Source organism: Mycobacterium sp. MFM001 (assembly GCF_003402475.1).
Classification (GTDB): Bacteria; Actinomycetota; Actinomycetes; order Mycobacteriales; family Mycobacteriaceae; genus Mycobacterium.
Genome location: NZ_BFAB01000007.1, coordinates 125,520 through 147,886, shown reverse-complemented (window position 1 = coordinate 147,886; position 22,367 = coordinate 125,520). Strand labels below are relative to the sequence as shown.

Annotated in this window: 25 protein-coding genes; 6 read left to right on the top strand and 19 right to left on the bottom strand. The window is 68.2% G+C overall.

The window, feature by feature from the left end; all coding sequences use genetic code 11:
• Positions 1 to 39 precede the first annotated feature (39 nt).
• A complete protein-coding gene (gene gatA / locus MFM001_RS14140) occupies positions 40 to 1,524 on the bottom strand; it encodes an Asp-tRNA(Asn)/Glu-tRNA(Gln) amidotransferase subunit GatA (protein ID WP_116375903.1) in 1,485 nt (494 codons plus the stop codon).
• Entirely contained in the window at positions 1,521 to 1,820 is a 300-nt protein-coding gene (gene gatC / locus MFM001_RS14135) for an Asp-tRNA(Asn)/Glu-tRNA(Gln) amidotransferase subunit GatC (RefSeq protein WP_116375902.1), read from the bottom strand. Before gatC ends, gatA begins: the two co-directional genes overlap by 4 nt.
• Positions 1,821 to 1,893: 73 nt before the next feature.
• On the opposite strand from gatC, the gene MFM001_RS14130 reads away from it, so the two are divergent.
• The gene (locus tag MFM001_RS14130; RefSeq protein WP_116376094.1) at positions 1,894 to 2,553 is read left to right on the top strand and encodes an amino acid-binding protein; all 660 of its coding nucleotides are present in this window, start codon (positions 1,894 to 1,896) and stop codon (positions 2,551 to 2,553) included.
• Positions 2,554 to 2,572: 19 nt separating this feature from the next.
• On the opposite strand, the gene MFM001_RS14125 is transcribed toward MFM001_RS14130, so the two are convergent.
• On the bottom strand, positions 2,573 to 3,004 hold the full coding sequence (locus MFM001_RS14125) for a MarR family winged helix-turn-helix transcriptional regulator (RefSeq protein ID WP_116376093.1): 432 nt from the start codon (positions 3,002 to 3,004) through the stop codon (positions 2,573 to 2,575).
• Positions 3,005 to 3,055: 51 nt separating this feature from the next.
• Between MFM001_RS14125 and MFM001_RS14120 the strand changes: the two genes are divergently transcribed.
• Entirely contained in the window at positions 3,056 to 3,670 is a 615-nt protein-coding gene (locus tag MFM001_RS14120) for a TIGR03086 family metal-binding protein (protein WP_116375901.1), read from the top strand.
• A gap of 20 nt (positions 3,671 to 3,690) precedes the next feature.
• Here the strand turns inward: MFM001_RS14120 and MFM001_RS14115 are convergent, their stop codons facing one another.
• The 8 genes from MFM001_RS14115 to ligA form a co-directional block, all read right to left on the bottom strand.
• A complete protein-coding gene (locus MFM001_RS14115) occupies positions 3,691 to 4,734 on the bottom strand; it encodes a hypothetical protein (RefSeq protein WP_116375900.1) in 1,044 nt (347 codons plus the stop codon).
• Positions 4,731 to 5,795 (bottom strand): VWA domain-containing protein, encoded by a 1,065-nt coding sequence (locus MFM001_RS14110; RefSeq protein ID WP_116375899.1) that lies wholly within the window; start codon positions 5,793 to 5,795, stop codon positions 4,731 to 4,733. Before MFM001_RS14110 ends, MFM001_RS14115 begins: the two co-directional genes overlap by 4 nt.
• Positions 5,792 to 6,883: a hypothetical protein gene (locus tag MFM001_RS14105; RefSeq protein ID WP_116375898.1), complete on the bottom strand. Its 1,092-nt coding sequence runs from the start codon at positions 6,881 to 6,883 to the stop codon at positions 5,792 to 5,794. Before MFM001_RS14105 ends, MFM001_RS14110 begins: the two co-directional genes overlap by 4 nt.
• Positions 6,874 to 7,350: a hypothetical protein gene (locus tag MFM001_RS14100; RefSeq protein WP_116375897.1), complete on the bottom strand. Its 477-nt coding sequence runs from the start codon at positions 7,348 to 7,350 to the stop codon at positions 6,874 to 6,876. The genes MFM001_RS14105 and MFM001_RS14100 overlap by 10 nt, the downstream gene beginning before the upstream one ends.
• Positions 7,340 to 8,212, bottom strand: a complete 873-nt coding sequence (locus MFM001_RS14095; RefSeq protein WP_116375896.1) for a DUF58 domain-containing protein — start codon at positions 8,210 to 8,212, stop codon at positions 7,340 to 7,342. Before MFM001_RS14095 ends, MFM001_RS14100 begins: the two co-directional genes overlap by 11 nt.
• 5 nt (positions 8,213 to 8,217) lie before the next feature.
• The gene (locus MFM001_RS14090) at positions 8,218 to 9,225 is read right to left on the bottom strand and encodes a MoxR family ATPase (protein ID WP_116375895.1); all 1,008 of its coding nucleotides are present in this window, start codon (positions 9,223 to 9,225) and stop codon (positions 8,218 to 8,220) included.
• A 2-nt stretch (positions 9,226 to 9,227) separates the two neighbouring features.
• Positions 9,228 to 10,160: a DUF4878 domain-containing protein gene (locus MFM001_RS14085; protein ID WP_160118015.1), complete on the bottom strand. Its 933-nt coding sequence runs from the start codon at positions 10,158 to 10,160 to the stop codon at positions 9,228 to 9,230.
• Positions 10,161 to 10,527: 367 nt separating this feature from the next.
• The gene (gene ligA / locus MFM001_RS14080; RefSeq protein ID WP_116375893.1) at positions 10,528 to 12,609 is read right to left on the bottom strand and encodes an NAD-dependent DNA ligase LigA; all 2,082 of its coding nucleotides are present in this window, start codon (positions 12,607 to 12,609) and stop codon (positions 10,528 to 10,530) included.
• 51 nt (positions 12,610 to 12,660) lie between these two features.
• Between ligA and MFM001_RS14075 the strand changes: the two genes are divergently transcribed.
• Complete coding sequence (locus MFM001_RS14075; protein ID WP_116375892.1) at positions 12,661 to 13,056, top strand: MmcQ/YjbR family DNA-binding protein; 396 nt, start codon at positions 12,661 to 12,663, stop codon at positions 13,054 to 13,056.
• Here MFM001_RS14075 and MFM001_RS14070 read toward each other — a convergent pair.
• From MFM001_RS14070 to MFM001_RS14060, 3 genes are all read right to left on the bottom strand, one after another.
• Positions 13,053 to 13,358 carry a helix-turn-helix transcriptional regulator gene (locus MFM001_RS14070; protein ID WP_238159174.1) on the bottom strand — a complete coding sequence of 102 codons (306 nt, stop codon included), beginning with the start codon at positions 13,356 to 13,358 and terminating at the stop codon, positions 13,053 to 13,055. The genes MFM001_RS14075 and MFM001_RS14070 overlap by 4 nt on opposite strands.
• Positions 13,355 to 13,843 (bottom strand): SRPBCC family protein, encoded by a 489-nt coding sequence (locus tag MFM001_RS14065; protein ID WP_116375890.1) that lies wholly within the window; start codon positions 13,841 to 13,843, stop codon positions 13,355 to 13,357. The genes MFM001_RS14070 and MFM001_RS14065 overlap by 4 nt, the downstream gene beginning before the upstream one ends.
• A 67-nt stretch (positions 13,844 to 13,910) precedes the next feature.
• Positions 13,911 to 14,924 (bottom strand): methionine synthase, encoded by a 1,014-nt coding sequence (locus MFM001_RS14060; RefSeq protein ID WP_116375889.1) that lies wholly within the window; start codon positions 14,922 to 14,924, stop codon positions 13,911 to 13,913.
• A 127-nt stretch (positions 14,925 to 15,051) separates the two neighbouring features.
• Here MFM001_RS14060 and MFM001_RS14055 point away from each other — a divergent pair, with 127 nt between their 5' ends.
• On the top strand, positions 15,052 to 15,684 hold the full coding sequence (locus tag MFM001_RS14055; RefSeq protein ID WP_116375888.1) for a sensor domain-containing protein: 633 nt from the start codon (positions 15,052 to 15,054) through the stop codon (positions 15,682 to 15,684).
• Here MFM001_RS14055 and mnmA read toward each other — a convergent pair.
• From mnmA to MFM001_RS14040, 3 genes are read right to left on the bottom strand one after another with little or no spacing between them, the layout of a single operon-like run.
• Positions 15,681 to 16,754, bottom strand: a complete 1,074-nt coding sequence (gene mnmA, locus MFM001_RS14050) for a tRNA 2-thiouridine(34) synthase MnmA (protein WP_116375887.1) — start codon at positions 16,752 to 16,754, stop codon at positions 15,681 to 15,683. The genes MFM001_RS14055 and mnmA overlap by 4 nt on opposite strands.
• Entirely contained in the window at positions 16,751 to 17,929 is a 1,179-nt protein-coding gene (locus MFM001_RS14045) for a cysteine desulfurase family protein (protein WP_116375886.1), read from the bottom strand. Before MFM001_RS14045 ends, mnmA begins: the two co-directional genes overlap by 4 nt.
• 21 nt (positions 17,930 to 17,950) lie before the next feature.
• Entirely contained in the window at positions 17,951 to 18,589 is a 639-nt protein-coding gene (locus MFM001_RS14040) for a TetR/AcrR family transcriptional regulator (protein WP_192886943.1), read from the bottom strand.
• A 69-nt stretch (positions 18,590 to 18,658) separates the two neighbouring features.
• Here MFM001_RS14040 and MFM001_RS14035 point away from each other — a divergent pair, with 69 nt between their 5' ends.
• Positions 18,659 to 19,555 carry a metal-dependent hydrolase gene (locus MFM001_RS14035; protein WP_116375885.1) on the top strand — a complete coding sequence of 299 codons (897 nt, stop codon included), beginning with the start codon at positions 18,659 to 18,661 and terminating at the stop codon, positions 19,553 to 19,555.
• 21 nt (positions 19,556 to 19,576) lie between these two features.
• Here MFM001_RS14035 and MFM001_RS14030 read toward each other — a convergent pair whose 3' ends face one another.
• The gene (locus tag MFM001_RS14030) at positions 19,577 to 20,533 is read right to left on the bottom strand and encodes an electron transfer flavoprotein subunit alpha/FixB family protein (protein WP_116375884.1); all 957 of its coding nucleotides are present in this window, start codon (positions 20,531 to 20,533) and stop codon (positions 19,577 to 19,579) included.
• Between the two features lie 33 nt (positions 20,534 to 20,566).
• Positions 20,567 to 21,367 (bottom strand): electron transfer flavoprotein subunit beta/FixA family protein, encoded by an 801-nt coding sequence (locus MFM001_RS14025; RefSeq protein ID WP_116375883.1) that lies wholly within the window; start codon positions 21,365 to 21,367, stop codon positions 20,567 to 20,569.
• A 207-nt stretch (positions 21,368 to 21,574) separates the two neighbouring features.
• On the opposite strand from MFM001_RS14025, the gene MFM001_RS14020 reads away from it, so the two are divergent.
• On the top strand, positions 21,575 to 22,351 hold the full coding sequence (locus MFM001_RS14020; protein WP_116375882.1) for a bifunctional 2-polyprenyl-6-hydroxyphenol methylase/3-demethylubiquinol 3-O-methyltransferase UbiG: 777 nt from the start codon (positions 21,575 to 21,577) through the stop codon (positions 22,349 to 22,351).
• Positions 22,352 to 22,367: the final 16 nt, after the last annotated feature.

The window sequence follows — 22,367 nt, the reverse complement described above, 5'->3', positions numbered from 1 at the left end:
AAAACCGTCGCAGGAAATGCGATTCTCTGTCTGTTCGCGCTAGATGGCTGTCGGCAACTCCCCGCGGGCGGCCTCGTAGGCGGCGCCCACCCTGTACAGGCGGTCGTCAGCCAGTGCCGGCGCCATGATCTGCAGCCCGACCGGCAGCCCGTCGTCCGGCGACAGCCCCGACGGCACCGACATGCCGCAGTGGCCCGCCAGGTTCAACGGCAGCGTGCACAGGTCGAACAGATACATGGCCAGCGGGTCGTCGACCTTCTCCCCCAACCGGAATGCGGTCGTCGGCGTTGCGGGCGACACCAGCACGTCGACCGACTTGTACGCCTCGTCGAGATCGCGGGCAATCAGCGTGCGCACCTTCTGGGCCTGGTTGTAGTAGGCGTCATAGTAGCCCGCCGAGAGCGCGTAGGTGCCGATCATGATGCGCCGCTTGACTTCTGGGCCGAACCCGGCGGCGCGGGTCAGCGCCATGACCTCCTCGGCGCTGTGGGTGCCGTCGTCGCCGACGCGCAAGCCGTAGCGCATCGCGTCGAACCGCGCCAAGTTCGAAGACACCTCCGACGGCAGGATCAGGTAATAGGCGGCCAGCGCGTAATCGAAATGGGGACAATCGACTTCGCTGACTTCGGCGCCGAGCTTGGTCAGCTGCTCGACGGCGTCGTTGAACGAGGCCAGCACGCCGGGCTGGTAACCCTCGCCGCTGTGCAGCTGGCGCACCACCCCGACGCGTACACCTTTCAAATCGCCTGCCGCACCGGCCTTTGCGGCGCCGACGATGTCGGGCACCTGCGCGTCGACGGACGTGGAGTCACGCGTGTCGTGCCCGGCGATCACCTGGTGCAGCAGCGCGGTGTCCAGCACGGTGCGCGCGCACGGCCCACCCTGGTCCAGCGATGACGCACACGCCACCAGGCCGTAGCGCGACACGGTGCCGTAAGTGGGTTTGACGCCGACGGTCGCGGTCAGCGCGGCCGGCTGGCGAATCGAACCGCCGGTGTCGGTGCCGATGGCCAGCGGCGCCTGGAACGCCGCCAGCGCCGCCGCGCTGCCGCCGCCGGACCCGCCGGGCACCCGCTCGGTGTCCCACGGGTTGCGGGTCGGGCCATAGGCCGAGTTCTCCGTCGAGCTGCCCATCGCGAACTCGTCCATGTTGGTCTTGCCGAGGATCGGGATGCCGGCCCCCCGCAGCCGCGCGGTGACGGTGGCGTCGTACGGCGAGCGCCAGCCCTCCAAGATCTTGGACCCGCAGGTGGTGGGCATGTCGGCGGTGGTGAACACGTCCTTGAGCGCCAGCGGCACCCCGGCCAGCGGGGACGGCAGCGCCTCGCCGGCGGCCACCGCCTTATCGACGGCGCCCGCCGCGGCCAGCGCCTTGTCGGCCGCGACATGCAGGAAGGCGTTGAAACGGTCGTCGGTGGCCTCGATCTGGTCGAGGCAGGCCTGGGTGATTTCGACCGACGACAACTCCTTGGCCGCGATTTTGGCCGCCAACGTGGCCGCGTCCTGCCGGATGAGGTCGCTCACTGCTCTTCCCCGAGGATTTGCGGCACGGCGAAGCGGCCGTCGACGGCCGCGGGCGCCTGGTCGAGCGCCTGCTGCTGTGTCAAGCAGGGCCCGATCTCGTCGGGGCGGGTGACGTTGACGTCTTTGAGCGGGTTGTCGGTCGCTTCGACGCCGGTGACGTCGACGGCCTGGATCGCGCTGACGTGCGTCAGGATGGCGTCGAGTTGGCCGGCGAAGCTGTCCAGTTCGGCGTCGGTCAACGCCAGCCGGGCCAGCCGGGCCAGGTGGGCCACCTCGTCACGGGAGATCTGGGACACGAGGCAAAAGCGTACCCAGCCGGGCGGTGCCCGCCGAAATGCCGCAGCCGCGTGGCTGTGCGACAGTGTGCGCGTGCCTTCCTATCTGCTGCGGGTTCAGCTGGCCGACCGACCGGGCAGCCTGGGCTCGCTGGCGGTCGCGCTCGGCTCGGTGGGCGCCGACATCCTCTCGCTCGACGTGGTCGAGCGCGGGTCCGGCTATGCGATCGACGATCTGGTGGTCGAGCTGCCGGCCGCGGCGATGCCCGACACATTGATCACCGCGGCCGAGGCGCTCAACGGCGTCCGGGTGGACAGCCTGCGGCCGCACACCGGCCTGCTGGAAGCGCACCGCGAACTCGAGCTCATCGACCACATCGCGGCGGCCGGCGCCACACCGGCCAAACTGCGGGTGCTGGCCGACGAAGCGCCCCGGGTCCTGCGGGTGGGCTGGTGTGCGGTGCTGTGCGATTCGCCGGGAGGCCTGCAGCTGGTCGTCGGCAGTTCCGGCACTCCGGAAACCCTGCCCGATGCGGTGCCGTGGATGCCGATCGAGCGCGCCGCCGCACTGGACGGCGGCGCTGAGTGGGTGCCGCGGGTCTGGCGGGAGATGGACACCACTTTGGTGGCGGCACCGCTGGGCGAGCCGAACACCGCGCTGCTGCTGGGCCGGCCCGGGGGTCCGGCGTTTCGGCCGTCCGAGGTGGCGCGGCTGGGTTATCTGGCCGGCATCGTGGCGACGCTGCTGCATTAAAGCGTGTCGAAGTCGTCGATCAGCCGTCATCCGTGGCCGACAACTGGCGCAGTACGCGAAGGAACACGCGACGATCGTCGGCAGACAACTTCCCGAGCCAGCGCTCTTCGCCGCGCTGGATTTCTTGCTGCACGGCATCTCTCGTGGCCCGCCCCGCCTCGGTGAGCGCAAGTAGGCGCACCCGCCGATCGTCCGGGTCGGGACGGCGCTCGATATAGCCCCGCTCCTGCAAGTCATCGAGCGTGGAGATGATGCGCGTCTTGTCTGCGCCGATCGCCTCGGCGAGAGCGGCCTGAGTTCGTACCGGCGAGCGCCCGAGCGCACTCAGCACGATGTAGCCCCACATCGACAACCCATGTGCTTCGAGCACGGGAATCTCTGCGGCGATCAGCTCGCGAACCAGCGGCCCCATCATCGCCGCCAAATCGGGACGCCTTCGCCTCGGTGCCATGCGGTAAGCGTAGACGTTGACAAATAATATGCGTGCGCATACGATCTGCGCATGCATACCGTTTCAGATCTTCGCCCCGCCCACAGATCAACAGTGCTGGCGTCTGTCGACGTCGTTTCGGCCGTCACGCGCGACGACCTTCGTCGGCCGACGCCCTGCGCAGGCTGGAACATGCTCGACCTGCTCGCCCACATGACCGTGCAGCATCAGGGTTTTGCCGCGGCGGCCCGTGGCGGCGGCGAAAGCCTGGCCATGTGGGAGCCCGCCCAGATTGCCGACGCAGTAGCGGCTGATCCCGGCGGCACCTATGACGCGGCTGCTGCGGACGTGCTCGACGCTTTCGCCGCAGACGGAGTACTCGACGCGGAATTTGCGTTGCCCGAACTCGCACCCGGAGCGCGTTTTCCCGGCGCACTGGCAATCGGCTTTCACTTCGTGGATTACGTTGTGCACGGCTGGGATGTCGCCCGCAGCATCGGCGTCCCCTTCACGCTCCCCGATGACGTTGTCGCTGCCGTGCTACCGCTTGTCTTCGCTATTCCCGATGGCGAGTTCCGCACCTCGGACGGCGCTCCGTTCGGCCCGGCCATCGCCACGCCCGACGGCGCCAGCGACCTCGACCGCATCGTCGGGCACCTCGGCCGCTCGCCCGACTGGAAACCGTGACCGAGAACGCCATGGCGGCGTCACTCACTGGCCCCACCAGAGGCGTTTGAGTTGTCCAGCAGGGTCCGTAGCCGGTCGAGCGGGTCGCCGCTGCCGGTGCCCAATCGCGGAGCGACACCGGGACTGCCGACGCTCGGCAGCCGATCGGGGCTCACCGGGTTGAGGCCACTGCCTTCGCCGCCGGGTCCCTCGCCGCCCGGGGTTGCTTGGCCGCCGGGTCCGGCGGGCGGCGCGCCCGAACCGCCTTGCGGCGGCGGGGATCCCGGACCCTGGCCCGACGGCGGTGGCGGCGACCCCGGGCCTTGGTCCGGTGGCGGCGGGTTGCCTTCGCCCGGTGGCGGTGGCGAACCCGACCCGCCCGACCCGCCGCCTGAGCCGCCCGAGCCGCCCCCGTCGCCGCCGGAGCCGCCCGACGAATCCGGCGGCGGCGACTCCGGCGGACTAGACGACGGGGGCGGCTTGTGCAGTTTGTCCAGCTTCTGCTGCAGCCGGGGCAGAGCTTCGTGGCGAATGCGACGACGATCCTTGTCCGGGTCGTCGTTTCCGGCAAAACAGCCCTGCGGGGCCTCCTTGACCACGGTGATCGCGCTGTTGTACCGCTGCTCTGCCACCTGAACGTTGCCTGCGCGCGCCGCAAGATCGCCCTGCGTCTCGATCACCAGCTCCAGGTTGACCCGCGCCGGACAGGACTGCGCGAAACTGGTGTGCGCCAACGACTTCCGGAACAGTGCGGCAGCGTCATCCAGCCGGCCCTCCAGAACCGCCAGATCCGCGTCGGCGAACGCCGACTTGGCCGGCTCGAAGATGTCGAAAGACTTCAGCGCCGAGACGTCGTCGCGCAGCGCGGCGATGTCGTGCCCGGCGAAATCGCTGATCGCCGAATTGCTCACGACCGCAACGCTGATCATCTTGGCCGCCGCCAGCAACAACACGACGACGACCGGCAAGGAGAACAGGAACAGTCGCCACCGCAACCGGATCCGCGATGGCCCCGAGCGCAACCGCGCCAATGCACCCTCGAGCCGCGGGCGGATCGCAAAATTCGGTGCCTTGCGCAGCATCATCGCGACACATCCTGGCGCGCCATGCGATTGAGCCGGAACTCGCGGATGGTCAGCACGATCTCGGTCAGCAGCAGCACCGTCGACAACACGGTGAACACCCAATACAGCTCTCGGCGCTCGATCAGCTTGGAAGCCCGCAGCGAGCCGGCATCGTCGGAGGTCACCCCGGGCGCATCCACCGCGGGCAGCACAGCGGCGATGCCCTGCCCGCTATCCCGGTGGAAATACGGCACTTTCAGCGCGCCCGCGACGCTTTTCAGTTCCTGCTCGTCCAGGACCGATGTCAACTCGGCGCCGGTCGCCGGATCGGTTTGGTAGACCTTCGTACCGTTCACCCAGCCCTGCGGGATCGGCCCACCGGTCGGGGTGCCATAGCCCAACACCGCGCCGCCGGCGATCGCGTTGTGTGGCGGATCGAACGAGGCTCGTGTGACACGCGAACCGCCGTCGCCCGCACCGAAATAGAAAACCAGGCTCGCCGAACCCGGAAACAGATCCGCGGCGGACTTGAGTTGCTCGCCCAGGATGTCCCTGGCGGCGCTCGCGTCGGCCTGATACATCGCGTCGGGGGCGGCCACCGTGTACGACGACATTCCGTGCACCATCGACGCCAGGCTCCAGGCGTCGTCGGACAGCGGCCAATCGAGCGTCGCTTTCGACGCGAACGAGATCACCGCGAACCGCGCTCGGCGGTACTCGCCGATCAGCGCGTCGATGTCGGAACGGATCCCGCTCATTCGCGACTGGTGGTCGCCGTAGTCTTCCACCCGCGAATTCACCGAACGATCCACCACGAAGAACACGTTCAGATTCGGCTCGGCCGCCGTCGTGCGGTTGGGTTGATCGGCCGAGCCGCCGGCCAGGTCGATACCCGGCCGCGCCGCCGCGAACACCAGCAGCAGAACGGCCAGCGTCAAACCGCACCAGCGCAACACCACCCGCCGATAGCGGCCGCTGCCGGTGCGGACCAGCACCCGATACAGCGCCACCATCCGCACCGCGATCAGCGCGACCGCGATCACGACGAGAACCACTGGCGCAAATACCGGATTGAACGTCATCGCCGCAGCACCGCCAGTGACAGCCCCAGCAGGGCGGCGAATGCCAGCGCGGCAATCAGCGCCAGCCGCGGCGAGTCAAACGACTCGGTCGACACCACTTTGCCGTTCGGCAGCGTCGCCTGCGGCGGGTTGTCGCGGATTTGGTCGAGGATGCGTGTCAGCGTGGCGTCGGCTCCGGAATCGCTCGATGCGATTCCGGACGGGTTGTACAGGAAGAACTTTCCCCCGCTCGATTCGGCGACCGACCGCAGGGTGTCGTTGGCCTGCGGCGAGCTCTGCGCGACGTCGGAACGTGAGATGGCGTTGATCTGCACACCGGCGTCTGCGGCCATCTTCTGCACGGCCTGCTGGGTGAACAGGGCGGGCCGCGTCTCGTTCGGCGGCCGCGGCTCGCTGTAGCCGATGTAGACCAGCGACCGCCGATGGGTGCTCTTGGCCTCGAACGACGGAAATCCGGTCAGGCACAACGCGAGGTTGTCCTCGAGGCTGGTCGCATAGTCGACGTAGCTGACCCGCTGGCTGAATTCCTCGACCCCGGTCTGCAGTGCGCGCCGATCGCCCTCGGGCACCGCCTTGTTCGCGGCCAGCTCTTGCTGGGTCCGCGCGAGCTTGCCGAGGTGCTCGAAGCGCTCGGCCGCATATCGGTGATCGCGAGTCAGCGGGACCACCCGCAGGCTGGTCGATGTCAGCCCGATGCGTTGGGTGCCATAGGACTTGGCTTGCTGGGCGTAGTAGCCGAGGAAGTTGGCGGTGGTGGGATCGGTGACGGGTTCTCCGACGCACAGCATGATGTCGTCGGGGTGCTGCGTCTCGAATTCCTTTGTCACCGAGGACATTCCCATGGGCCTGGCGCTGGCGACCAGCGCGGTGGCGAAGGTCGCCAGTAGTAATGCGCCGGTGATGACCATGGACAGGAAATAGATCCGGTAGACCCGTGCATACTCGGGCAGCCTGGTCAGGCGGTCGACGTGGGCCAGCGGCCGCAGCTGACGATGGACCTTGGGCATCGGCAGCAGTGCCGCCGCGGCGATACAGCCCGCAAGGCACAGAATGCCCACCGCGATCAGCGGCCACCACCTCAGCTCCATGACCGGATGAGCTCCTCCGTGGATCGGCCCACAGCGCCGACGTCGACGCGGCTGTCGCCGTTGAACTGAATGTCGCCCAGCGCCTCCAACAATGGCCCGGCCGGCGCAAGCTCCCCGGATGCGATGTCGCCGACATGCAGGTACTGCGCCCGCGTTCCGGTCGCCATGAACAGAAAGCTGCGCAACGTGCGGCTGATCGCTGCGCCCGCCTGCCGCGCGGAAATGGCGCCGCTGCGGTACTGCCCGCAGATCCTGACGACCGAGCGCGCGAAACGCCGTCGCAGCAGCCGCGCATGCAGACCGCCGATCACCGGCATGGCGCGCAGCCGGGCCGGCGGCATGGTCCACACGAAAATGCCTGCAAGCCAGCATATTACCGCAACAATGAGAAACAACCCGACCCACAACCACCACGCCGAGAACGGCAGCGGGCCGCTCACAAACCGCAGCAGGTCGTCAGCTGGCATTGCGATACGCCTCGGCCATCTCGACGATGCGCGGACGGATCTCGGCGCTGTCGCCGATCTTGGCGAAGCGGACGTGGTGGCTGGTGAGGAACTGGTCGAGCTGCACCGCCCGCCGCTGCTCGGCCGCCTGGTAGGCAGCGACGACACGCGGCCCCAGCGTGGCGCCGTTGAGCACGAATTTGCCGCTGGACACGTCGAATCCGTCCTGCTCGCCCTCGTCCGAGCCGACGGCGGGCAGATCGGTGATCATCAGCCAGATCAGCTCGTGACGCCCGACAAGCTGGTTGAGCACCTCGTCGAGGCGCGCGCTGACATCGGGTTCGTCGGAGACCACGATCAGCAGCAGCCGGCGGCGGTGCGCGCGGGTCACATACTCCAGCTGGCTGACGATATCGCTCGGGCCCGGATCTGTTGTGGCACTGCTGTAGTAGAGCTCGAGCATGCTTTCGATGTGCGTCTCGCCGCGCCGGTTGCGGATGTTGGCGCAGCCGCGCGAGTCGCCGTACACCATGCCGATTTCGTCGCTGCGACCCATCGCGATCAGGCCGATCGCGCCCATCGCGTTGGCGGCGATGTCGCGTTTGATTTCGCCGTTCGGTGCCAGCGCCGACATATTCCGTCCGGCGTCGGCGACCAGCAGGATCTTGTGATGCCGTTCGGAGACATAGCGTTTGATCAACACCGTGCCCGCCCGCGCCGATGCCTTCCAGTCGATGTCGCGCACGTCGTCGCCGGCGACGTACGGCCGAAGGTCGTCGAGTTCGAGGCTGCGGGTGTGCAGCAGCGCGTACCGTCCGCCCTCGAGCAGGCCGCGGGTGTCGGTGCCGAAATACAGGCGCGCCCGGTTGAGGTGCTTGCCCATCGGCGTCAGGGAACTCGAACCGAAGCCAGCACAGCGTCGATCACGATCTCCGGGGTGACCTTGGCCCGGACCGCTTCGAATCCCAGAATCAGCCGGTGTCGCAGCACCCGGTGGGCGAGTTTGTGGATGTCGTCGGGAATCACGTGGTTGCGTCCGCTCAGCACCGCCAGTGCGCGCGACGCACGGCAAAACGCAATGGTGGCACGGGGACTGGCGCCGTACTCGACCAGTTTGGCCAAATGCGGCGGCAGGAATTGCTCGGCGTTGCGGGTGGCATGTACCAGTTGGCTCGCATAGTGCACCAGGACCTGATCCATGTGCACGTTGCGCACCACCTGCTGCAGACGCCGGATGTCGTCGAGACCGACCACCGGGCGCGGCTTTCGATCGCGGTCGTAGACGCCCGCGTCGATGCGGAAGATGACCTCGGCTTCCTCCTGCGGCATCGGGTAGCGCAGCACCTCCTTGAGCATGAAGCGGTCGGTCTGCGCTTCCGAAAGTGGGTAGGTGCCTTCCTGGTCGACGGGGTTCTGGGTGGCGATCACCACGAAGGGGTCGGGAATCGGGTAGAGCTGACCGGCGATGGTGGTCTGCCGCTCCTCCATGGCCTCCAGCATCGCGCTCTGGGTTTTGGCGCTGGAGCGGTTGATCTCGTCGAGCAACACGATGTTGGTGTGCACTGGGCCCAGCTGGGTGGTGAACGAATTGGTCGACGAGTCATAGATTTGCGTGCCGATGATGTCGCTGGGCAACAGGTCCGGCGTGCACTGGATGCGCTGGAATCCACCGGAGATCGAATCGGCGACCACCCGGGCCGCCGTCGTCTTCGCCAGTCCCGGAACGCTTTCCAGCAGGATGTGGCCGCCGGTGAGCAGCCCGATCAGCAGTGACTCGCGCAGATTCTCTTGTCCGACAACCTTGCTGGAGAACACTTGAGTGATCGCGTTGACAACGCGGTATGCGTTGTCCATGTCCTGACGGTTGGGCTGAAGTCGAATATGTTCGGTTGTCATGGTCAGTGCCAATTGATCGTCGGTGGACTTTGCGAAAGATCGGCCTCGCCAATGAGAATGGCGGGCGCGCTGCCCGTCACGCTCGAGCCGTCCCTGGTTTGAGCCGTAAACCCGAAGGTGGTCTGCATGGTGACGAGCGCCGACATTTTCAACGGGATGAACCGGATTTCGGCATTGTTGGCGTCGGGCGGTTGCCATGTCACCGTCCCGTCGACGATGCCGGGCGTAAACATCTTCTGCGGGCACTGCTCGGGCATCAGCGATTTCGATTGCGCACAGGTATCCAGCCGCTGCTTGACAGCGGCGACGATATCCGCCCGCCCCGCGTCACTGACCGAGAGCGTGGGTAAGACGGCGGCCCCGGCGGAGGACGCCAGCGACTCGAGCAGCACCGGTTTGCCTTTCGCGGCAATGTTCTTGTTGCTCGAACCCCAGTCGATCCAACCGGGAAATACATAGGCCACGGATTTTCCGACCGGCTTACCGAACGCGGTGAGGGTCTCCATCGCCTGATTGGTGCTGGTGAAGCGCGTAAAGTCCAGCCGTACTGCGCTGGCGCTGAGTTTCCAACGGCCATCGGCCTTTTTGACTGCCAGCGTGGCATCGGAACTCTGGTCACCGAAACTCACGGTCACGTGGACCTGGTCCATGCCGGACGCGTCGGTCGCGTTGTCGCCGAGGATCCGGATATTGGAGATCGGCATCTTCTCGATTTGCTTCTTGAGGATGTCGTCAGTCAGGAGCTCCTTGGATGCCGGCTGATCGGCGCCGTCGGACAGCGCCGCCTCCGCGTCGCCGCGCGCCAGCGCTTCCAGGTAGCCCTTGACCGCGGCACTCGGGCTGCCCGCGCCACTGCCGCCGCCCCCGCCGAACAAGGTGAATGCGCCGACGATGGCGATCACCACGATCACCGCCACACCGGCCCCGACCGTCACCAGCAGCGCCTTGCGGTGACGACGCCCGCCGCGCGGTTGCACAGGAAACTGCGGACCCCATTCCGGCGTGCCGGCAGGCCCCCAGCCGGGCGGTGGCGGAGGCGGTTGCTGGGCAGGCGGGGCCTGCCACGGCCCCGGTGCCTGCGGCGGCGCGGGCGGCACCCAGCCGGTGGGCGGTGCCGGAGCGGGTCCCCCGATCGGGTTGGGACCGCCGTAGTTGCGCCCCGCGCCCGACGAATCCGTCACTGCACTCCTCCCGCAGAAATAGGCGGCGAACACCGCTTGGCGGGCGGCGCCGGCACCGCAGAGCCGGTGAACCCCGAAAGTCTAACCAGACGCCGGCGGGCCCGATGACGGGAATTCGAGGCTATGTGCCCGCAATCCCGGCGGGGCCTTTGTCCAGCAACCTGCGAAAACCGTCCTCGTCGAGGATCGGCACGCCCAGTTCGACGGCCTTGTCGTACTTGGATCCGGGTGAGTCACCGGCGACCACGTAGGCGGTCTTCTTCGACACCGAGCCGGCGGCCTTGCCACCCCGCGCGACGATGGCCTCCTTGGCGTCGTCGCGGGAGAAGCCCGTCAGCGACCCGGTCACCACGATCGACAGCCCCTCCAGCGTCCGGGGCACGCTGGCATCGCGCTCGTCGGCCATCCGCACCCCGGCGGCGCGCCACTTGTCGACGATCGCGCGATGCCAGTCGACGGTGAACCACTCTTTGACCGCGTCGGCGATGGTGGGCCCGACACCCTCGACCGCGGCCAGCTGCTCGGTGGACGCCGACGTGATCGCGTCGATGCTGCCGAACTCGGTGGCCAGCGCGCGGGCGGCGGTCGGCCCGACGTGCCGGATGGACAGCGCCACCAGCACCCGCCACAACGGCTGCTGCTTGGCCTTGTCCAGGTTGGCCAGCAGCCGCTTACCGTTGGCCGACAACGTTCCGGCTTTGGTGCGGAACAAGTCGGTGCGCAACAGATCCTCTTCAGTGAGCGTGAACAAATCACCTTCGTCGCCAATGACTTTCGCCTTCAGCAGCGCAATACCGGCCTCGTAGCCCAGCCCTTCGATGTCCAGGGCGCCGCGGCTGGCGACGTGAAACACCCGCTCCCGCAGTTGCGCCGGGCACGACCGCGAGTTAGGGCAGCGGATGTCGGCATCGCCCTCCTTGGCTGGGGCAAGCGTGGTGCCACACTCGGGACACGTTGTGGGCATGACGAATTCGCGTTCGGAGCCGTCGCGCAGGTCGACGACGGGTCCCAGCACTTCGGGAATGACGTCGCCCGCCTTGCGGATCACCACGGTGTCGCCGATCAGCACGCCCTTGCGTTTGACTTCCGACGCGTTGTGCAACGTCGCCAGCCCGACCGTCGACCCGGCGACCTTCACCGGCGTCATGTAGGCGAACGGGGTGACCCGCCCGGTGCGCCCGACGTTCACCCGGATGTCGAGCAGCTTGGTCTGCGCCTCCTCGGGCGGGTACTTGTAGGCGATCGCCCAGCGCGGCGCCCGCGACGTGGACCCGAGCCGGCGCTGCAATGACACTTCGTCGACTTTGACCACCACGCCGTCGATTTCATGGTCGACGTCGTGGCGGTGCTCACCCCAGTAGGCGATGCGCTCGTGCACGCCGGGCACCCCATCCACCCGGGTGGTGTGCTCGGAAACCGGTAGGCCCCAAGCTTTTAGCGCGAGGTAGGCGTCATGCAGGCTGGCCGGGCGGAAGCCTTCGCTGTGTCCCAGGCCGTGGCAGATCATCCGCAGTTTGCGGCGAGCGGTCACCGCAGGATCCTTCTGCCGCAGCGATCCGGCGGCGCTGTTGCGCGGGTTGGCGAACGGCGTCTTGCCGTCCTCGACCAGCGCGGCGTTGAGCGCCTCGAAATCGGCCAGCCGGAAGAACACCTCGCCGCGCACCTCGAGCACGTCGGGCACCGGGTAGTCGTCGCCGGCCGTGAGCCGCTCGGGGACGTCGTCGATGGTGCGGGCGTTGAGGGTGACGTCCTCGCCCGTGCGCCCGTCGCCGCGGGTGGCTGCGCGGACCAGGCGTCCGCCCCGGTACACCAGCGACAGCGCGACGCCGTCGATCTTCAGCTCGCACAGATAGTGGGCGTCGTCGCCGACCTCGGCGCGGACGCGGGCCGCCCACGCGTCGAACTCCTCGGCGCTGAACACGTTGTCCAGCGACAGCATCCGCTCCAGGTGCTCGGCCGGCATGAAGTCGGTGGCGAAGCCGGCGCCGCCGACCAGTTGCGTGGGCGAGTCCGGGGCCCGCAGCTCGGGGTATTGCTCCTCGAGAGCCTGCAGGCGCCGCAACAGCTCGTCGAACTCGGCGTCGGAGATGATCGGTGCGTCGCGCACGTAATAGCGGAACTGGTGTTCGCGCACCTCGTCGGCCAGTTCCCGCCATTGCCGGCGGACGTCGGGCGCAACCGGGTCGGCTTCTGGCGAGCTCACCTTGGCAGGCTATCGAAGGCCGGCGACAGTCCTCGTGCGTACCGTGACACCATGCCGCATCCTGTGATGTTTCGCGACGACGACCCGGGCCTGGCCGAGCTGCGCAGCATCGCGATGGGCTTTCCCGGCGCATTCGAGAAAATCTCGTGGGGCCGACCGGTTTTCTGCGCGCCGAAAATGTTCGCGATGTACGGCGGCAATTCCAAAGCCGCCGGCCAGATGACATCGTTCCCGCACTCGTTGTTGTTCAAGCCCGACGAAGCCGAACGGAGAGCGCTGGAACAAGATGCCCGGATCTTCTACCCCGCCTACCTGGGCCCGCACGGTTGGCTGGGGCTGGATTTCACGGTCGGCACGCTGGACTGGACCGAGATCGCCGAATTGGTCGACGCCTCGTTCCGGCTGGTTGCCCCGAAGAAGCTGATCAAAGAACTCGACCAACGCTAACCCTCGACGTAGTGCCGCAACCGGTCGATGGCGGCGTCCCAGCGGCGCGACAGCTGGGCAAGGTAGTCACTGGCCTCGGCCAAGGGCTCGGTCTTCAGCGCCCAGATACGCTCGCGGCCGCGGCGGCTGCTGCTGACCAGTCCGGCCGCCTCCAGCTGCTCCAGATGTTTGGTGGCCGCCTGACGCGTCACCGGAACCGCTTGCGTCACTTGGGAAGTCGAGCTTGGCCCGCCATCGCACAGCTTGACGACGATGCGCAGCCGGTTCGGGTCGCCCAGTGCGCTGAAGAGCGGTGCCGTCACACTCTGTGCTCCAGCGCCAGGTACTTTCGCACCAGTTCGACTTGGTGAGCCCAACCGGCGCTGTTGGACTTGTATGCGTCCGAGCGCCGCGCGGCGGGCAGCGCGTCGAACCCGGATTCGACGATGGTCAGCAGCACGCCGTCGGGTGTCTCGTCGAGGCTGAACTCCACCAACGTGGTGGGCTCCTGGTCGACGTCCGGTTCGCCGGCGCACGGGTGCCAGCGGTAAGCGAACCTTCTCGGCGGTTCGACCGCGACGATCTGCCAGGTGCTTGTGTTCCCGGCGTGCGACTGTTGAAGTTCGGCGACCTCGTCGTCGACAGTGGTCGGGGTGATCGTCCCGGTGACCGATGCCCCGGCGACGAACGGCCCGTCGAAGCGGACGCCGAACCACTGCCCGAACTCGTCTGCGTTGCTGATTGCGCGCCAGACCCGGTCCAGCGGCGCGCGAAGTAGTACCTGCTTTTCGATGCGATCCGTACTCATATGCAACCTCCTGGTTGCATGTTAGTAGAACACGGTCCGGCGTGATGCGCAACCCTGTGGTTGCGTTTCAGATTGCGTCGGGATCGTTCGCGAACGCGTCGGCGGCCTTGCGGGCCAGTTCAATCGCGGTGCGCGCCCACTCGGGTGTCGCGCCGGCCAGGCCACAGGCGGGGGTGATTCCGATCCTGTCCCGCAGCGCAGCGCGGGAAAACCCGAGCCGGTCGACTACCGCGACGGCCGCCTTGGCAACCTCCTCGGCCGAGGGCCGTCGCGGCGGGGCGGTGGCTGCCACCGCACCCAGCACCACCGTGCGGCCGGAGTCGACAAACTCCGCGACGCCGTCCAGATCGGCGGCTTGCAATGTGGTGACATCCACCGATACCGCGTGAATCTTGCTGCGCTGCAGCACCTTCCACGGCAGATCGGGCGCGCAGCTGTGCACCAAAGCGTCGGCGCCGGCGGCGGCCACACAGCCGTCGAGCAGCGTGATGGCCAGCGTCTCGTCGATCGGGTGCACCGGGCTCAGTGCCGTCACCCCGGTCAGCCGCCCGGCCAGCGCGGCCGGCAGCGACGGTTCGTCGAACTGCACGACGACGGGTGTGTCGAGCCGCCGCGACACCGTCGCCCGGTGGGCGGCCACCCCCTCGGCCAGTGAGGCGGCCAGGTCGCGGACGGCGCCGGCGTCGGTGATGGCGCGGTGCCCGTTGCCCAGTTCCAGCTCGGCGGCCAGCGTGACGGGCCCGGGTGCTTGCACCTTGACGACGCGGCCGCTGCCCCGCAATCCGGCCGTCTCCCAGGCCTCCTCGAGCGCGTCGATGTCCTCGTCGAGCAGGCTGATCGCCCGGCGAGTGACGGCGCCCGGCCGGGCCGCAATCCGGTAGCCGCGCGGCACCGTGTCGATCGCGACGTCGATCAGCAGCGCGCCGGCGCGGCCGATGATGTCGGCGCCCACTCCCCTGCCGGGCAGCTCGACGATGTGGGCCAGCGCGCCGGCCAGTTCGCCGACCACGACCTCGGCGGCCTGCCGCGCAGCGATGCCGGGCCACGATCCGGTCCCGCTGGCCGTCGCGAAAGCAGTCACCGGCCAACCGTACGGTCTCCGGCTAGGCTCGATTGTCCGCCTCGCCCCCTCGCCGCTGCGCGGCTGGGGGTGCCCCCACCTCATCGCGGCTCCGCGCTCTGCATCGTCGCCGGACTAGCCTCAAAGGATGCGGATACCGGCACGCACGCTGCTGGTGTGTGGTGTCGTGCTATTGGCGGCGGCGTGCACGCGGGTGGTCGACGGCGTGGCGGTGCCGGCATTTCCCGGGACGCTCAGCGCGTCGCCCGTCGACGTCGATCAGATCCTTCTCGACCAGGCTCGGATGCAGGCGATCACCGGAGGCGGCGAGCACCTGACGATCATCCCGTCGATGGACGGCAAGTCGCCGGTGGACCTCGACGAGCTTGCCGCGCACGCGCCGCCGCAGTGCCGGTTCATCTACGCCGAGACGGCCACCTTCGGACCCGACGTCGAGGAGTTCCACAAGACGACGTTCCAGTATCCGCCGCAGGGCGGGCTGATCTCGGAGGGCGCGGCCGCCTATCGCGACGCCGACACCGCCCGGCACGCGTTCGACGTGCTGGTGTCAACGGTCGGCAGTTGCGCGGACAGTTCGGACGGATCGCTTTACGTCGGCTACTGGCACGCCGATGCCTCGTCGTTGCACACCCGTCCCGGCGCCTGCGGGCGCGATTACCGGCTCAAATCAGTGGTGTTGGTGGAGGTCACGTTCTGCGGTTTCCCAGAGACGGTGTCCGACATCGTGATTACGAACATCGCCGCCAACGTGCCGGGCTAGGACGCGCCGGCGATCGTGGCGCTGCCGATCACCTCGTCGCCGTCGGCGTCGGGGCGATAGAGCACCAGCGTCTGGCCGGGCGCCACGCCGCGCAGCGGTGCACGCAACCGCACCGCGAGCTCGTCGCCCACCAATTCGGCTACGCCGTCGACGGTTTCGCCGTGGGCACGCACCTGAACCGCGCACTCGACGGGCCCCGAGGGTGCCGCGCCCGCGGTGAAGACGGGCTTCTGCCCGGTGAGCGCCCCCACGTCCAGATCGGCGGCAGCGCCGACCCGTACGGTGCCGCTGTCGGCATCGATGCCCGTCACATACCGCGGCTGGCCGTCCGGGCCGGGACCGGCGATGCCCAACCCCTTGCGCTGGCCGATCGTAAAGCCGTGAACGCCGTCGTGTTCGGCCAGCACCGCTCCGTGCGCGTCGACCACGGTGCCGCGCCGCACCCCGATACGGCTGCCCAGAAAAGCGCGGGTGTCTCCGGACGGGATGAAGCAAATGTCATGGCTGTCCGGCTTTTCCGCGACCGCCAGGCCGCGACGGGCGGCCTCGGCGCGGATCTGCGGCTTGGGGGTGTCGCCGATGGGGAACGCGGCATGGCGCAGCTGCTGGGCGGTCAGCACCGCCAGCACGTAGGACTGGTCCTTGTCGCGGTCGACGGCGCGCCGCAACCGACCATCGGCCAGCCGGGCGTAGTGCCCGGTGGCGACGGTGTCGAAACCCAGCGCCAGCGCGCGGGCCGCCAGCGCGGAGAACTTGATGCGCTCGTTGCAGCGCACGCACGGGTTGGGGGTTTCCCCGCGGGCATAGGACGACACGAAGTCGTCGATCACGTCTTCCTTGAACTTGTCGGCGAAATCCCAGACGTAGAACGGGATTCCGAGCACGTCAGCGACCCGGCGGGCGTCGCTCGCGTCCTCCTTGGAACAGCAGCCTCGCGATCCGGTGCGCAGCGTGCCGGGCGCGGTGGACAGCGCCAAGTGCACGCCGACCACGTCGTGCCCGGCGTCGACCATCCGGGCGGCAGCCACCGACGAGTCGACGCCGCCGCTCATGGCGGCCAGCACCTTCATCGCGACACCCCCGCCGCAGCCAGCGCGGCCTGCCGGGCCCGGGCGACTGCCCCCGGCAGGACCCGCAGCGCAGCGTCGACATCTTCGTCAATGCTGGTGTGCCCCAACGACAATCGCAGCGATCCGCGTGCACTGGCAGTGTCGGCGCCCATCGCGAGAAGAACATGCGACGGCTGCGCCACCCCGGCAGTGCAGGCCGAGCCGGTCGAGCATTCGATTCCGTTGGCGTCCAACAACATCAGCAACGCGTCGCCCTCGCAGCCGGCAAAGGTGAAGTGCGCGTTGCCCGGCAACCGGGCTTCCCGCGGGCCGTTGAGCCGCACGTCGTCGATCCCCGTCAGCACCCCGTCGATCAGCCGGTCACGCAGCACCCGAAGCCGCGCGCTGTTGGCCTCCAGCCCGTCGACCGCGATCTGCGCCGCCGCGGCCATGCCTACTGCCCCGGCGACATCTGGTGTGCCGGAACGAATGTCGCGTTCCTGCCCGCCGCCGTGCGACAACGGCACACAGGTGATGTCGCGGCGCAGCAGCAACGCCCCGACTGCGGGCGGGCCGCCGAACTTGTGCGCGGCCACACTCATCGAGGACAGCCCGCTGGCCCCGAATCCGACCGGCAGCTGACCCACCGCCTGGACGGCGTCGCTGTGCATCGGAACGTCGAATTCGGCTGCGATAGCGGCTAGTTCGGCGATCGGCATGATGGTGCCGACCTCGTTGTTCGCCCACATCACCGACACCAGCGCGACGTCGTCGTGGTTCTCCAGAACGTCGCGCAGGGCGGCCGGTGACACCGAGCCGTCGGCGCCGGTAGGCAGCCAGGTCACCTCGGCGCCTTCGTGTTCGGCGAGCCAGGTGACGGCGTCCAGGACGGCGTGGTGTTCGACCGCCGTGCTCACGATGCGACGGTGACGCGGCTCGGCGTCACGGCGCGCCCAGTAGATGCCCTTGACGGCCAGGTTGTCGCTCTCGGTGCCGCCTGCGGTGAAGATCACCTCCGACGGCCGCGCGCCGAGCTTGTCGGCGATCAGCTCGCGGGATTCCTCCATCCGCCGCCGCGCCGCCCGACCGGCGGTGTGCAGCGAGGAGGCGTTGCCGACGGTGCTCAACACGGCCGTCATCGCCTCGATGGCAGCGGGATGCATCGGGGTGGTGGCGGCGTGGTCGAGGTACACCATGACCCGCCCAGGATACCGACGCTATTCGGCGCCGCCGTCTGCCAGGACGTAGCCGGCAAGGCTGCCCAGCAGCCCGGCGCAGTGCTTGACGAGCTGATCGGGGGTGTAGTCGAGTTCGCCGTCGGCCCAGCGGCGCAACACCTCGAACACCCCGCCGACGCCGACGATTGCGGCGAGTTCGCCGACCTTGGCCGCCGAATCGGAGATGTCCAGGTGCAGCCGGGCCTGCTGCCAGACCAACTCGGCGAAGCTGGCCATCAGCTCACTGTGAAGCTGGCGCAGAGTGGGCTCGGTGCCGGACTCGGTGAACAGGATCCGGCCCAGCCGTGGATCGTCGCCCATCATGGTCAGCAGCGCGCGAATCGGGGCTTGCGCCAACGCATCTGGCGCGGAGTTGCCCTCGGGAATCGCCTTGACGATGGCCTCTTGCATGGTGGTGCGGAGTTGCTCGGCGACGGCGCGTAGCAGCGCGTCGCGGTCGGCGAAGTGCTGGTAGAAGTAGCGCGACGTGACCCCCGACGTCGCGCAGACCGCGGTCACCGTGGTGTCGGCGGCGCCTCGCGTGCCCATCAGCTCGATCGCCGTCTCGATCAGGCGCGCCCGCCGCCCGGCCTCACGCTGCTCGGCGGTCATGCCGCCATAGATCCGCGCGGGGCTCACAGGTTACAGTCTGTCATTCCCATCTGACTAGGCGTAAAGTCACATGTGAGCTTGCCGACAGGAGGACCAATGCCACAGCGCCCAGTATTGAAAGCCCGCCGGGTCCAATTCGCGCTTCCCACGGGCACCCGCAAGCATTTCGCCGGCGACGACCTGGTGATGAGCCACTTGGTCGCGATGCTGTCCGCGGTGTTTCCGGAGGGCGAGGACTTCTTCATCCGGTCCGTGCGCAACTATCGCGACCAGATCACCGACCCGGAACTGCAGCAGGCGGTCAAGGGATTCATCGCCCAGGAGGCCACCCACCGCCAGCAGCACCGGATGCTCAACGACCGACTCCAGGACATGGGGTATCCCACCGCGCGGTTCGACCGCCACGTCACATGGTTGCTCGCCAAGCTGGAAAAGGTGTTCTCCACAGAGATGGCGCTAGCCGGCACCGCCGCCCTGGAGCACTACACGGCGACGTTGGCGGAGCTTCTGCTCACCGACGACGAGATGCTCGACCTTCTCGGCCGATCCGACGTGCGCCCGATACTGCTGTGGCACGCCTTCGAAGAGTGTGAGCACAAAGCGGTGGCCTTCGACGTCTTCCGCGCGGTCGGCGGAACCGAGCGGACCCGGGTGCGGGCCATGCGGATCGCCACCGTGATCTTCCTGACCGAGATGGTCATCCAGACGCTCCGGTCGATGGCCCGCGATCGCGCGTCCTACAACCCGCGACGGCTGCTGCGCAGCCTCAACGATTTCCGCAAGTCACCGTTGGTGAGCGCCGAGACCCGCCGTCGCATCGCCTCTTACACCCGCCCCAGCTTCCATCCGGACGACTGGGACACCACCGAGCTCCTCGACCACTGGTCCAAGGAACTGTTCGACGCGGACGGAAACCAGCTGGTGCAGGCTCGGCCGGTGAGCTGTCGAGGAGACGTCAAAGCCCCCGACACGCCGGGTGTGCGGGGGCTTTGACGTCTGGTCACCCAGAAAAAGCTAGCCCTTGCGGGTCTTGACCGCCTCGGTCAGCTGCGGGGTGACCTTGAAGAGGTCGCCGACCACGCCGTAGTCGGCGATCTCGAAGATCGGCGCCTCTTCGTCCTTGTTGACCGCGATGATCGTCTTGGACGTCTGCATGCCGGCGCGGTGCTGGATCGCTCCGGAGATGCCCAGCGCGATGTAGAGCTGCGGCGACACCGTCTTACCGGTCTGACCGACCTGGAACTGGCCCGGGTAGTAGCCCGAGTCCACGGCGGCGCGCGACGCACCGACCGCACCGCCCAGCGAGTCGGCCAATTCCTCGACCACGCTGAAGTTCTCGGCGCTGCCCACACCGCGTCCACCGGAGACCACGATGCTGGCCTCGGTGAGCTCCGGGCGGTCGCCCGCGACGGCGGGCTGACGCGAGGTGACCTTGGCGGCGTTCTCGGCAGGAGCGGGCACCTCGATGGTGACCTGTTCGCCCGCGCCGTCGGCCGGTTCGGCGTCGATTGCGCCGGCCCGCACGGTGATCACCGGGGTGTCGCCGTTGGCCTGCGCCTCCACGGTGAACGCGCCACCGAAGATGGAATGCACGGCCTTGCCGCCTTCCTTCACGTCGACGACGTCGACCAGCAGCCCGGAGCCGATCCGCGCGGCCAGCCGGCCGGCGATCTCCTTGCCGTCGGCGCTAGCGGCCAGCAACACCGCCGCCGGCGATGACGACTCGGCCAGCGAGGCCAGCACGTCGACCTGCGGGGTGACCAGGTAGTTGTCGGCGGCGTCGGATTCGGCGACGTAAATCTTGGCGGCGCCGGCCGACTTCAGCCCGTCGACCAGCGGCTCGGCCGTCCCGGGGGCACCCACCACGACGGCGGCGGGCTCGCCCAACCGGCGGGCGGCGGTAATCAATTCGGAGGTGACTTTCTTCAGCGCGCCTTCGGCGTGCTCGACGAGCACCAGTACTTCAGCCATGAGTGTGTTCCGTGTCTTTCAGGTCTAGTGGTTTTAGATGATCTTTTGCGCCACAAGGTATTCGGCGATCTTGGTGCCGCCGTCGCCCTCGTCGGTGACCTTTTCACCGGCGGTCTTGGGCGGCTTGGGGCTCGCCGACAGCACCGACGACCCGGCGTTGGCCAGCCCGACCTCGTCGGGCTCGACGCCGATCTCGGCCAGGGTCAGGACGGTGACTTCCTTCTTCTTGGCGGCCATGATGCCCTTGAACGACGGGAAACGCGGCTCGTTGATCTTCTCGTTGACGCTGACCACCGCCGGCAGCGACGCCTCCAGGGTGAACACGCCGTCGTCGGTCTCCCGCTCGCCGGTGATCTTGCCGCCCTCGACCGAGAGCTTGCGCAGGTGGGTGAGCTGCGGCAGGCCGAGGTATTCGGCGATGATGGCCGGCACCGCGCCGCCGGTGCCGTCGGTGGACTCGTTACCGGCGATCACCAGCTCGGTGCCCTCGATGGTGCCCAGAGCCCGGGCCAGCGCCCAGCCGGTCTGGATGACGTCCGAGCCGTGCAGGCCGTCGTCCTTGAGGTGGACGGCCTTGTCGGCGCCCATCGACAGCGCCTTGCGGATCGCCTCGGTGGCCCGCTCCGGGCCGGCGGTCAGCACGGTCACCGATCCCTCGGTGCCGTCGGCAGCCTCTTTCTCGCGGATCAGCAGCGCTTCTTCGACTGCGCGCTCGTTGATCTCGTCCAACACGGCGTCGGCGGCCTCGCGGTCCAAAGTGAAGTCGCCGTCGGTGAGCTTGCGCTCCGACCAAGTGTCTGGGACCTGCTTGATCAGGACCACGATGTTCGTCATGAGTGTGCTTCGTCCTCCTCGAAGGAGTCCTGCAGCCAGGCGGCGACAGGACCTGCGTCACGTGCTCGTCGACCACACGCGCTTGTTACTAGCCGGTAACTTTGTGCGGTTCGCCATCACACCATAGCGGGTCGTGGTAGGCGGATTGTCTACCTGTCTCCGGTGACCCATTCGCCTTCCGGCCACTAGGGGCTAGCCTGCCTTGCAATGAACGCATTCGTCCCCGACCTCCCCGATCCCGTGCTGACGCTGACCGGCGAACGCACGATCCCGGGCCTGGACGTGGAGAACTACTGGTTTCGCCGCCACGAGGTGACCTACCAGCGGCTGGCGCCGCGCTGCGCGGGCCTTGACGTGCTCGAAGCCGGGTGCGGCGAGGGCTACGGCGCCGATCTGATCGCCGAAGTGGCGCGCCGGGTGATCGCGTTGGACTACGACGAGGCCACGGTGGCCCACGTCCGGGCCCGCTACCCGCGGGTGGACGTGGTGCACGGCAACCTGAGCCGGCTGCCGCTGCCCGACGCTTCGGTGGACGCCATAGTGAACTTCCAGGTCATCGAACATCTGTGGGACCAGCCGCAGTTCGTCCGCGAGTGCGCACGGGTGCTGCGGCCGTCGGGGCTGCTGATGGTGTCCACGCCCAACCGGATCACGTTCTCGCCCGGCCGCGACACCCCCGTCAACCCCTTCCACACCCGCGAGCTCAACGCCGACGAGCTGACCGAGCTGCTGGTCGACGCCGGCTTCGGCTCGGTGTCGATGAGTGGGGTATTCCACGGACCGCGGCTGGCCGAGATGGACGCCCGGCACGGCGGGTCGATCATCGACGCCCAGGTCGCGCGTGCCCTGGCCGACGCGCCATGGCCGCCCGAGCTGCTGGCCGACGTCGCCGCGGTCACCGCCGACGACTTCGACCTCGTCGACGCCGCAGACCGCGACATCGACGACAGTCTCGATCTGGTCGCAATTGCGGTGCGCCCGTGACGAATCGGGTGCCGGG

Bases quoted from the DNA above. Each gene is read 5' to 3' on its own strand.
- mnmA (WP_116375887.1), bottom strand. From the start codon at position 16,754: ATGAAGGTGCTGGCCGCCATGAGCGGCGGCGTCGACTCGTCGGTGGCT.
- MFM001_RS14055 (WP_116375888.1), top strand. From the start codon at position 15,052: ATGCGGATACCGGCACGCACGCTGCTGGTGTGTGGTGTCGTGCTATTG.
- MFM001_RS14105 (WP_116375898.1), bottom strand. From the start codon at position 6,883: ATGGAGCTGAGGTGGTGGCCGCTGATCGCGGTGGGCATTCTGTGCCTT.
- MFM001_RS14075 (WP_116375892.1), top strand. From the start codon at position 12,661: ATGCCGCATCCTGTGATGTTTCGCGACGACGACCCGGGCCTGGCCGAG.
- MFM001_RS14045 (WP_116375886.1), bottom strand. From the start codon at position 17,929: ATGGTGTACCTCGACCACGCCGCCACCACCCCGATGCATCCCGCTGCC.
- MFM001_RS14025 (WP_116375883.1), bottom strand. From the start codon at position 21,367: ATGACGAACATCGTGGTCCTGATCAAGCAGGTCCCAGACACTTGGTCG.
- MFM001_RS14095 (WP_116375896.1), bottom strand. From the start codon at position 8,212: ATGGGCAAGCACCTCAACCGGGCGCGCCTGTATTTCGGCACCGACACC.
- MFM001_RS14100 (WP_116375897.1), bottom strand. From the start codon at position 7,350: ATGCCAGCTGACGACCTGCTGCGGTTTGTGAGCGGCCCGCTGCCGTTC.
- MFM001_RS14115 (WP_116375900.1), bottom strand. From the start codon at position 4,734: ATGATGCTGCGCAAGGCACCGAATTTTGCGATCCGCCCGCGGCTCGAG.
- MFM001_RS14035 (WP_116375885.1), top strand. From the start codon at position 18,659: ATGCCACAGCGCCCAGTATTGAAAGCCCGCCGGGTCCAATTCGCGCTT.
- MFM001_RS14125 (WP_116376093.1), bottom strand. From the start codon at position 3,004: ATGGCACCGAGGCGAAGGCGTCCCGATTTGGCGGCGATGATGGGGCCG.
- MFM001_RS14090 (WP_116375895.1), bottom strand. From the start codon at position 9,225: ATGACAACCGAACATATTCGACTTCAGCCCAACCGTCAGGACATGGAC.
- MFM001_RS14020 (WP_116375882.1), top strand. From the start codon at position 21,575: ATGAACGCATTCGTCCCCGACCTCCCCGATCCCGTGCTGACGCTGACC.
- MFM001_RS14120 (WP_116375901.1), top strand. From the start codon at position 3,056: ATGCATACCGTTTCAGATCTTCGCCCCGCCCACAGATCAACAGTGCTG.
- MFM001_RS14030 (WP_116375884.1), bottom strand. From the start codon at position 20,533: ATGGCTGAAGTACTGGTGCTCGTCGAGCACGCCGAAGGCGCGCTGAAG.
- MFM001_RS14065 (WP_116375890.1), bottom strand. From the start codon at position 13,843: ATGAGTACGGATCGCATCGAAAAGCAGGTACTACTTCGCGCGCCGCTG.
- MFM001_RS14110 (WP_116375899.1), bottom strand. From the start codon at position 5,795: ATGACGTTCAATCCGGTATTTGCGCCAGTGGTTCTCGTCGTGATCGCG.